This is a genomic window from Phenylobacterium sp. (genome assembly GCF_025351295.1).
Taxonomy (GTDB): domain Bacteria; phylum Pseudomonadota; class Alphaproteobacteria; order Caulobacterales; family Caulobacteraceae; genus Phenylobacterium.
Map to the genome: position 1 here is coordinate 1 of NZ_JANXWD010000063.1, position 10117 is coordinate 10117.

Annotated in this window: 6 protein-coding genes and 1 pseudogene; 3 read left to right on the forward strand and 4 right to left on the reverse strand. The window is 65.7% G+C overall.

Going from position 1 to position 10117, the window contains the following annotated elements:
- The coding region (locus Q0R13_RS09380) for a PAS domain-containing protein (RefSeq protein WP_293902886.1) at positions 1-889 on the reverse strand (889 nt) is incomplete at its 3' end.
- Between the two features lie 305 nt (positions 890-1194).
- Between Q0R13_RS09380 and Q0R13_RS09385 the strand changes: the two genes are divergently transcribed.
- Positions 1195-2298 (forward strand): histidine kinase dimerization/phosphoacceptor domain -containing protein, encoded by a 1104-nt coding sequence (locus tag Q0R13_RS09385; protein WP_293902889.1) that lies wholly within the window; start codon positions 1195-1197, stop codon positions 2296-2298.
- Positions 2299-2402: 104 nt separating this feature from the next.
- Here the strand turns inward: Q0R13_RS09385 and Q0R13_RS09390 are convergent, their stop codons facing one another.
- Both Q0R13_RS09390 and Q0R13_RS09395 read right to left on the reverse strand, forming a co-directional pair.
- Positions 2403-2552 carry a hypothetical protein gene (locus Q0R13_RS09390; protein WP_293902892.1) on the reverse strand — a complete coding sequence of 50 codons (150 nt, stop codon included), beginning with the start codon at positions 2550-2552 and terminating at the stop codon, positions 2403-2405.
- Positions 2549-3868: a hypothetical protein gene (locus Q0R13_RS09395; protein ID WP_293902895.1), complete on the reverse strand. Its 1320-nt coding sequence runs from the start codon at positions 3866-3868 to the stop codon at positions 2549-2551. The genes Q0R13_RS09390 and Q0R13_RS09395 overlap by 4 nt, the downstream gene beginning before the upstream one ends.
- 299 nt (positions 3869-4167) lie before the next feature.
- Between Q0R13_RS09395 and Q0R13_RS09400 the strand changes: the two genes are divergently transcribed.
- Complete coding sequence (locus Q0R13_RS09400) at positions 4168-4599, forward strand: hypothetical protein (RefSeq protein WP_293902897.1); 432 nt, start codon at positions 4168-4170, stop codon at positions 4597-4599.
- 3 nt (positions 4600-4602) lie between these two features.
- Here the strand turns inward: Q0R13_RS09400 and Q0R13_RS09405 are convergent, their stop codons facing one another.
- Complete coding sequence (locus tag Q0R13_RS09405) at positions 4603-9771, reverse strand: DEAD/DEAH box helicase (RefSeq protein WP_293902899.1); 5169 nt, start codon at positions 9769-9771, stop codon at positions 4603-4605.
- Positions 9772-9822: 51 nt separating this feature from the next.
- Here Q0R13_RS09405 and Q0R13_RS09410 point away from each other — a divergent pair.
- Positions 9823-10117: pseudogene (locus Q0R13_RS09410) on the forward strand (transposase); the annotation flags it as partial.

Here is a 10117-nt window from a genome sequence, read left to right on the forward strand (position 1 = left end):
GACCCGACGCCCGCCAGTGTGTGTTGATCATGCCGACCGGGGAGCGGTCGCGCGACAGCAGCGGCGTCGCCTGAGCCGAGCGATATCCTGCCTCAACGTGCATTCGGCAGGCTTCGTCGGTTTCGTTTTGGTCGAAATCGACGAAGGCGCGCTGGCCGGTCATGAGTGCGATCCCGCACGCCGTGGTGCTTGCGGCGTCGACCCGGTGAAAGGAATCGGTCATTTCGCGCGGCATGCCTTGTGTTACGAGCAGCACGAGCGATCTGGTTTTCGGGTCGTAGACTTGGACGGTCCCGCCATCGGACTTCGTGATGGCCATCGCGGCGGACAGGATCTCGCCGTGGATCGCCGATCCGCTTTCCTCCGTGACAAGCCGCGCCGCGAGATCGCGCAGCACGGTCGTGTGCCTGAGCTCATTCGCCAAATGGGATTCACTCTCGCGTAGCGCGGCCTCGGCGCGATATTGCTCCGTCACATCATTGGCGTTGTGGATGATGGCCTCCACCTCACCATTATCGTCGAGCACCGGCGAGTTGACCGGGCTCCACCACCGCGCCTCAAACGTGCCGTCCGGTCGGGCGATGTCGTACTTCAGGCCGGGCAAGGTGTCCGGCTTCTTGGACGCAAGCACGTGCTCGAGTGAGGCGCGCAAGGTGCGCACGCCCTCGACGATCGGGTCGTCCGGGTTATCGGGATAAGCCTCAAAGACGCCGCGCCCGATCACATCTTCACGGGTCCGCATGGTGGCCGCCAGATAGGCGTCGTTGACCTCGGCAATGGTGAACCGCGGCGCATCAGGTTCAAGGATTAGAAAGGGCGCTGGCGAGGCTCGGAACAACCGCGCGAAGCTTTGACCCGCCTTCGCGCCCGAAGTCATGTCCGCTGCCACGTTGTGATCTCGCCGGCGTGGCCGCGGCGCAGGATCGCGTGTGAGATCGAACAACCGACCGAACTGTCTGCGCCCAACGGCCGATATTCCAGATCGATCACGTCCTAGCCTCGCTTGTCCGCTCGCTTTCCTACGCGCGACGTTTGTCGGAATAACTGTTAGGTTCAGGCTGGAGCGCTTGCAACCCGGCTCCTCCATCCCCCCCATAACTGGTCGAAGCCGCCCTCTCCGTAGCGGGCCGAATCGACTTTTCGAGCTCCCTGAGTCAGATTGCGATGGTTCGAAGTTCACGATCCGAGCGCCTGATGACGTATGCCGTCCTGCCCAACGAGATCCGTCGCATCGAAGCCGTGCGTCGCTACGACATCCTCGACACGCCCCCAGACGGCTCGTTCGACCAGATCACCGCCATGGCGGCAAAGCTCTTCTCGACGCCAATCTCGATCATCAGTCTCGTCGATACCGACCGCATCTGGTTCAAATCCCATCACGGGCTGGAGGTCGAGCAGATCGGCCGGGACCCGGGCCTGTGCGCCTCGGCGATCCTGGAGGACAGCCCCTATGTGATCAACGACGCGTCAACCGATGCCCGGAGCCTGGCCAATCCGCTGGTGGCGGGCGAGTTCGGCCTGCGCTTCTACGTCGCCGTTCCGCTGCGCACGCACGACGGTTTCAATCTCGGCACACTGTGCGTCATCGGCCCCGAGCCGCGCACGGTCACCGAAGACCAGCTCGGCTACCTGAAGGGGCTTGCATCGCTCGTCATGGACCAGATGGAGCTGCGCCTCTCAGCCCGGCGCGCGATCGCCGACCTTTCGACAGCGCTCGACCGCGCCGAGATGATGGGACGCGAGATCGACCACCGGGTGATGAACAGCCTGCAGTTTGTCTCTGGAATGTTGGACATGCAGAGCCGCGGCGCCGTTCACCCGGAGGCGGCCGAACAGCTGCGCATCGCCGCCGGCCGGGTCACGGCGGTGTCGCGGGTTCACCAGCGCTTCTATCTGGACGATGAGGTCGAGAGCACCTGCGCGCTCGAATATCTCAAGCGTCTGTGCGTCGATCTGGCCGACGTGGCTGGCGCCGCCAGCTTGACGTGCGACGGACGTGCGACGGTGGTGGCCACCACCCTGGTCATGCCGCTTGGCCTGATCGTCAATGAACTGGTCACGAACGCGGCCAAGCAGGGCGCCGCGCACATCGCCGTGCAGATCGCGCCGGCAGATCGCGGTGTATCAGTCACGGTGAGCGACGACGGCCCAGGCCTGCCGCTGGGCTTCGACCCGGCGAAGCAGGGCGGGCTTGGCATGCGGGTGATCTGCGGCCTGGTTCGGCAGCACAATGGGACACTGGACTTCGGGGCGGCAGTGCCGGGTAGCGGCGCAAATTTCACGGTGACTCTCGCTTAAAGCAGCTTGTCTCCGCTGTCCGCTGGTAGACGAGCGCCAGCGTCGCAGCCGAAACTCTCGGGGTCGTCACCGACTTAGCGTCGAAGAAGCTCGCGAACGGCGGCTCAACTCTCGACTACCAAACGCGGTTGAATGCGGGTGGCCCCGGCGGCGCTGAAAGCACGCGCGCAGCCGGCGGCGATGCTGTCGTCGTTGGCGATGCCGACGACAAGGCCACGCTTGCCGGCGAGCGGGCCGGGGAGGGGGGCGCTCATCGAGTCAGGCCGCCTGCGGCAACGGGACGACAGTCGCGGTGCGCGTGATGGTGACCCCGACGCCCGTAGGAACCGGCATCAACTCCATCTGGGCGTTCAACTGCTTCAGGATCGGAGTCGAACCGGCACTCATCAGCCATCCAATCCGGCACTCGTTGCGCCTTGAATAACCGGGAAACAACGTCGGCTCGGCACATGCTGCAAGGCGTGCGCTCGTAGAGCAAAAGAAGGACGTCGGCGCTGTCCTCCGCCGATACGTCGTTCTCACCCGTCAAGTTCAGGATAGCGAGGCCGAGATCGTGAACTTCATCGTTGTCAGGGAGATCGCGCAACATCGGCAATATCATTGCCAGGTCTCCCGACCTGTAATTTGACGCCAGTAGCCGAGCACCGCTCGGTCTACCTGCTCGTATCTGCTCTAAAGCCATCTCTCTGACGACCGCCGACTCCATGCGCCCGAGAGCCCGCGTCGCCGCCCACACAACTCTCGAGTTCGAAGATTTGGTCCAACGGACCAGCTCGACGGGATTTCCCGTAAATGGACGCCGGCCAAACAAAGTCAGATACGGAAGAGCAACTTCTTCCCGGTCCTGTGCCAGGAAGTCCTCGCAAATCAATTGCCAGTCGTCGCTCGACAGGTCCTTGAATATTACGCCTCGTAGTCGCTTTCCCTGGCGGAGTTCAGCAAGGATAGCCGGCAAATCGTAAGATCCATCGGCCACCCGTGTCGGTTGGTTGGAAGCCTCATATTGCGCCATGAGCCTTTCGACACTCGGGTGCTCTGCGCGAGCCGCACCGACGCTTTGGTCAAAGGTTGCTTCATCGTGATCCTTCAGAGCATCCAGCAGCCCCCCTGCCCGCCAGCCTTCGCCTTCTAGATCGGCGTCGATACGCGCGGCGCCCTCGATAAATGCAGGCATGCCGACGAGCCGAACGAGCGCATCCAAGCAATCAAGCTGGGCTTCCGGGTCTAAATCCAAATAGGCCCTCTGAACGGCGGATTTTTCGAAATCGCCGTTCTTCGCGGCTAAACGGGCGAGCACGGTGAATAGCAGCGGAGCATCCACCTCTTGGTCTTTGATTTGGGCCACCAACCGGCCAAAGAGCCCCGTTTCATCACCGGTCTCGACGATCAGGCGAGCCAAATACTCGCTGCGCTCGTGCTCACATTGGGGATCGTAGGCAAGATCGTGCAGGCACGCATGGACCACCGCATCCTCAAAGGATCGTGGGTTCGCGGCCTGCCGCATGATCAGCACGGATCGCCCCGATCCTTTGGCCAGGGCAGCCGTGAAATCTTCGAAGTTCTGACTCATCGCCCGATTAGAACACCGAGGTGCGACGAAATCCAACGTCGGCGCTCACAAGCCTACGTGCCTCGCGCGCCTGACGGCGCACTCGGAAAACAAAGACGAAGCTGATCGTTCAGTGCGCCGGGGCGGCGTTCGGGCTCTGCGCGATGGCAGGGCTCCGCGCCCGCCCGCCGCCCCGACATCAACCGTTTGTGCCATTTCTAACGGTGACAGAAAGTGTCTTCTCTAACCGGCGTAGACAACGCCATATCCCTATATCCGCGTGATTCTATACTATTACCCTCTTCCACCAAGGAGGCAACATGCACCGGCGGCTGGTCGTTGACAGCAATATGCTGCAATCGGCGTCGCTGCGCGGTTTTCTTGCTTCGCCCACCAACGTCGCCGTCCTGCCGGACTTCGTGTGGTTCGAGATGTACAAGCAGCGCTCGCTGTCGGGCGTCCAGGCCGCTTTCTCGGTGATCAGTGACTCCCCAAGTAACGTCGCCGTTCTGAAGTCCGGTCACGAGGTGGCCGCTCTGGACCCGCGACTAACTTCGGCGTTGGCCCCGACTCGTTCGTCCCTGAGGATGCGCGCCTCCTTTAGCGCGTACTCGAACCGCGAGAACCTGAAGAAGAAGTCGAAGGCGCGGTTTCGCAGCTGCTCCGGGATTTCATCGTGGCGCATAGTTGTATGGTCACCTTCAACTTCGCTTGCCGCAAATTGGAAGGGTTTCCCTCCCCTTTTTCGATGAACCCTACAGCGGCCGCCTGATCAGCATAAAAGTCGAACGGAACTCCACGGCCAGGCCAGCGGTGGAGGCCGACGCTTGCGCTGCGGCCAGGGCGGGGTGCAGCGAGGCGGGCCGGGTGTCCCAAAGCGGATGTGCGGCGATATAGGCGCGCCGGCCATGCTCCACCGCGTCCAGGCCTGCGTGCTGAGTCAATGTGCTGCCCGGAAGCGCGTCACGCAGGCGCTGAACCGCGAGCGCCGCCTGCCCGGCCCAGTAGGGCGGGGAGAAATCGATGGGCGCGGCCGGGTCCAGCGCCAGCCGAGCCATGTCGATGCCCAGCCGCCAGTCAAGAATGCTGTGATAGGCCAGATTGCTGTAGTCGCGCATGCAGTCGTGGCACGACGTATGGCAGGCGTTGCCGTGGTCATCGGGCCGGACCCGAAGATCGAGTCGGTTGAGCGCGGCAGGCCCGCAAAGGTCGTTCAGCAGCGCCTGGAACTCGGCCGGCGCGCCGAGGTGGGTGCTGTAGCCGGCGCCATTTTCCAGCGTGTCTGAAATGAAGATCTGCCCGATCACCGCGCCTGCAGCGTTCACGGTCGTCCGCAGGCCGATCTTCAGTTCGGAATCGCTAACATCGAGCCGAACCGCCGCCGCGCGCCGGAGCATAAAGCCCAGGGAGTAAAGCGCCGCCCTGCCCTCGACTTTGAGAGGATCTGCGATCACGCCCGCCGGCCACGCATGAATCCCGGCGATCAGTGCATCCGTGGGACTAATCGCGGCCAGCGCCCGTCGATCGGGGCCAGCAATTGGCGTCGCGGGAATAGAGCCGCCCACCTTGGCAAGCGCCTCGCGGGTCATCCAGCTCTCGCCCCAGAACTTTTCAAATTCGAAGAGGCCGCCGCTGTTGTCGTTGATGACGTAGACGGTTTCTGGGCCGCTGAAGATGTCGAAGTTGGCGTGCGCCGCTAAGTTCACTGCCCCCATGCCGAGTTTTGGGCGCGTCGCCCGGGGCGTCCATTCAAAGCTGCCGTCGTAGTCGCGTTCCTGGTTGTAGTAGGTCCGGAAGCCGGACGGCTGGGACAGGTCGACAACCTGGTACTCAGCCGGCGGTCCGTTGCAGACCGTGCAGGTCGGCGCAGGCGGCGTTCGCGTGTCGATCGATTGGCAGCGCCGGCAAATGCCGAGAGGGATGGCCGGACCGAGCGGTGCCGGCATCTCCACCGCCTGGTTCCCCTGCCGCTGATAGTTGACGATCCCAACGGCCGTCTGGATCAGGCCTTCCTTCACCGTTTCCGATCCGGGCGCGAACTGGCTGATGGCTAGATCGAGCGGCCGATCGACCACATCGTCGGGAGGCCATTTCCCGCCAGCCGTGGGGCGCTTGTGAAAGAGAAAGCGCACTCGTGTTGGGAAGCCGAACATCGGTAGGACGCCGTCGTTCGCGAGGCGCTCGCTAAGCTGGTCCTGCACGAGATGTGGATTCGCGACAGCAGCGTCGATGCGCGGCACGAGCCCAGTGGTGGCGTAGGCCAGGATCGCGGGGCGCTGCGCCTGCAGGCCCGCATGGGTCGCGGCCAGCAGCAGGTCGCAAATCTCCTCGACCCGAACACTGTTGGCGGCGATCCACCCAGCAACGAGGTCGCGGACGGTAGCGCCAGGCGAAGCGCCGACGGGAGGCTGGGGTGCGGGCTGGGCCCAGGCCGCGGTCTCGCCGAACTCGCCGTGAACGCTCTCTGATGATGCCTGGGCGAAAAGGCCCAGGTCGTCGAACGCTTCGCGCAGGACCTCCTTGGAGAGGACCCGTTCGAGAATGGGCCGCACCGACATGTCGACATAGGGCGGAGGCGGTGGATCGGACGTGATGCCGTCAGGACGCTGGAAATAGTAGTCGTCGTGGCTGCGCCCACGGCACAGCGTCAGGGCGAGGGACAGCGCCGCGCCGCGCCGGCCAGCGCGGCCGACCCGCTGCTGATAGTTGAACCGCAGGGGTGGCATGTTCGCCATCATCACCGCCAGCAGCGAACCGATATCGACACCCGCCTCCATGGTGGTGGTGACACTGAGGAGGTCGACTGTGTCGGTCAGCGGGAGTTCTTCCGGCGGAGGCAGGCAAACCCCTTGAAAGAGCCGCTGGCGCCGGCGCGCGAATGACTTGCTAGTTTGCCCCGTGAGCTCTTCACAGTTCAGCCGGAAAAGCTCTCCGGCGTCGCGCGCGAGATAGAGGTAGTAGTCATCAGCGGTCGCCCCGCTGCCCACGGGCTGAGCTGGGCCCAGCTGGCCTTGACAGTCCGTGCAGACGCTGCCGCTGGGGTGAAGATGAACGCGGCGGCAGCGCGTGCATTCGTAGGAACTCGCGCCTGCGGGCTGAACTCGAAGCGCCATGGGATCGATAAGGAAGCTGGTGACGAGGCCGGCCGCCTGAATGCGTGCGGTAACCTCCGTCTCGAAGGCAGCCGGGTTGCGACCGTTCACCCGGGCGACTTCGGCGAGATAGTCGCGCAGGAATCCCGGCGCAGCGATGGCGCCGACCGCCGTATAGGGCGGATCCTGCACTCGGCGCCGCTCGCCAAGCAGGCGCAGAGCGCTGTCGGCGGCCTGGCAAACGAGGGCGTCCCCTTGGCCAGGGGCTCCTCCGAGAACCGACGCATGGGCGATCTGCAGGGACTCCAATCCCCGGCGCCCAGACGCGAAAACGACGTTGACGACGGCGGCCAGGGCAAGCTGGCGAAGCCGCGTTAGATGGGTCTGCTGCTGTGGCGTCAGGCCGGCGTAGCGGGGCGCGGGCGCCGGGCCATTCCAGTCGAACAGGTCCCGCCAGCTTCCCCGCTGGTTGTCGTGGTCCGTCCAGAGCGCTTCGTTGCTGTAGCCGCCGGGATTGACGCCGGCCTGGAGCATTCGCCGCTCTGCGTCCCGGAAGACTTCATCGAGCAGGTAGGGACCGGTCGCGGCCTGCGCTACGATGTCAGCGGCAGCTTGGCCAAAGGTCCGTCCGGGGGCCGACGGACATGGCAGGCCTGCCGCTGGGCCGGCTCCCATGCTGAGGATCGTGGCCTCATTCGGAAAGGACTGCAGATAGGCCGTGGCGGCTTCCTGCTCCTCCGGGGTCAGCGCCTGACCCTGCGCCTGCCGATAGAACGCTGCGGCGCCCTGGCCGCAGACGGCCAGCGCAAGCACGACGGCTTGGCGGACGGCATCGAGGTGGTGGGCCTGGCGCATGCCCGCCGAGAGCTTGGCGGCGTCCTGGCGGCTGTCGGAGAAGACCACGAGCTTGCGGTTTCGCTCCAGGCCGGGCGGAGCAATCTCCCGCAGGAGGGTATCGCCAAGGACCTGCGCGACCTTCTGGAAGCCGGTGCGCTGGCCACGGATCGGTGAGCCGACATCCCGACCGGTCCAAGAGGCGTCGCAGCGGGGACACTTTGAGGGGAAGGCCGAGGGCGGCTGCGGCCGCCGGGCGCCGCCGCGCGGCGGGCGGTGCATCGACGGCACGTAGTAGAGATAGCCGTCGCCGGCCGTGCTGATCGCTGCAATGCCGGTCCTCCGGTCGAGGCTGGCGCGGCGCCACTCCCGCGGAATGTTCGATTCCTGCCAGTTGGGCGTCGCTGGCGTTCGGCCCGCGGCCGGCCAGAAGATCGCGAAGTTGCTGTAATCCCGCTCCGCCCCCGCACGGTCGGGGACTTGCTCCAGATCGGGGAAGTCCGGCGTGAGGCGCCATGCGCCCGGATTGCCGGCGTCCCCCCGGTAACCGCCCAGGAACACCTCGCCGCAGGGCTCGCAATAGAGCAGTTCGAGAACCCGGGCGCCGCAGCCGCAGCCCAGGGTAGGAAGATGGTGCAGCGCGCCCACGGGACAGGGATCCGTCCGCGGCGGCGCCGTGGCGCAGGCGGGATCCGAGCAGGCCCAGAGCCCTTGCACATTTCGGAACATGATGTGCGCCCGCACCGGCAGGAGCGGCGCGCCGACAGGGGTTTGGGCGAGACTCACCCCCGCGATGATGCCTTCGGCCGCCGCCCTGGCGTTCGGCTGCCCCGGGAAAAGCGCTTCGGCGATCTGGCTGGCCTGCAGAGGGCGGCTGCGGACGGGAGCGCCTGTGGAACAGGCCTGGCGGATCGCGTCGACAGCGCCTGCATCCGCTAAGGCGGCGCCCAGCCGGGCCTCCGGGGGCGCCCCCGGCTGTGGCGGCGAGCCGGCCGCGGCTTCAAATGCGGCCGCGGCCGCAGCGAGGGGCTGGCCGGCCGCTAGACGCGCGCCGAGATCGGCAAGCGCGGCTGAATGGGCCGGGATGCCGGCCGCCCGGCCGGAATCGATCGGCTGCTGCTGGCCGTCGATGATCGTGAAACGGCCCCGGCCTCGGCCAAAGAAGCCTTCAAGATAGTCCAGGCCGCCGCCGCCTGATTCCAGCGAGGCCGAGGACGCGATGATGCGCAGCTGATTGTGGTTGGGATAAAGACCGAGCCGGTCCAGCAGGACGCGGAGCAGGTAGGCGACCTCCGTGCCGGGCGTACCGCGATATGTGTGTAGCTCGTCAACGATCAGGTGGAAGACGTTCCGGCTATCCGATTCAAGCCAGTCCCGCGTCGCGTCGAAAATGGGAGCTTCGACGTTCCGCATAAGCATGATGTTCAGCATGCTGTAGTTGGTGATCAGGATGTCGGGTGGCTGGTCCTGCATATCCCAGCGCGACCACATCTCGGCGCCGCCCAGGTCCTGGAAGAATTTCGCGGCGTCTGGCGTGGCCGCGACGGCGTTCGCGTCGGCCTGCATCGCCCGCAGCTCCTGGCGGAGCTCAGCTAGCTTTGAGGCGGTGCGATCGCCGGCGACGGGTGTTCGGCCGGTGTACCGCCCAAAGAAGAAGCGGTTGCCGCCGCGCCTGGCATTGAGCCAGGCGCGCGCAGGGGGCCCATCCAGGCCAACCCGAAGGCGCACCAGCTGGTCTTCGGCGAGGGCGTTCAGCGGATACATAACGAGTGCCCGCATGGCGGCGGGCCGCACCACGGCATTCTCATGGGCGCGCTGCGGCACCCGAGGGTGATAGCGACCCTGAGTCCCCGGAGGTGCCGGATGATTCCACCAGTCGTGGGTCGCCGGGGCCGGCGGGCAGACCCCCCAGCGGGCGGACTCCTCCACCAGAGCGGCGGCCAGCGGGAGCAGAAAACACTCCGTCTTGCCAGAGCCTGTGCCGCTGGTCACCACCACGTCCTGGCGGTCGCGAACCGACGCCGCGATGGCGGCATACTGGTGATCGTAGGCGACGACACCACCGTCCCGGTGCTGGCCAAGGGCAAGACCGACATCGCCCGGTGTTGGGTCTACGTCCGCGACGACCGCCCGTTCGCGGGGGCCGCGCCGCCGGCGGCGGTGTTCTACTACTCGCGCGATCGAAGAGGCGAGCATCCCACCCCCCATCTGCGGGGCTGGACCGGCGTGCTGCAGGCCGACGCCTACAGCGGCTATGGCGAGCTCTACGCCGCCCAGCGCCAGCCCACCCCGGTCCTGGAGGCAGCGTGCTGGGCGCACGCCCGGCGCAAGTTCTTCGTGCTGG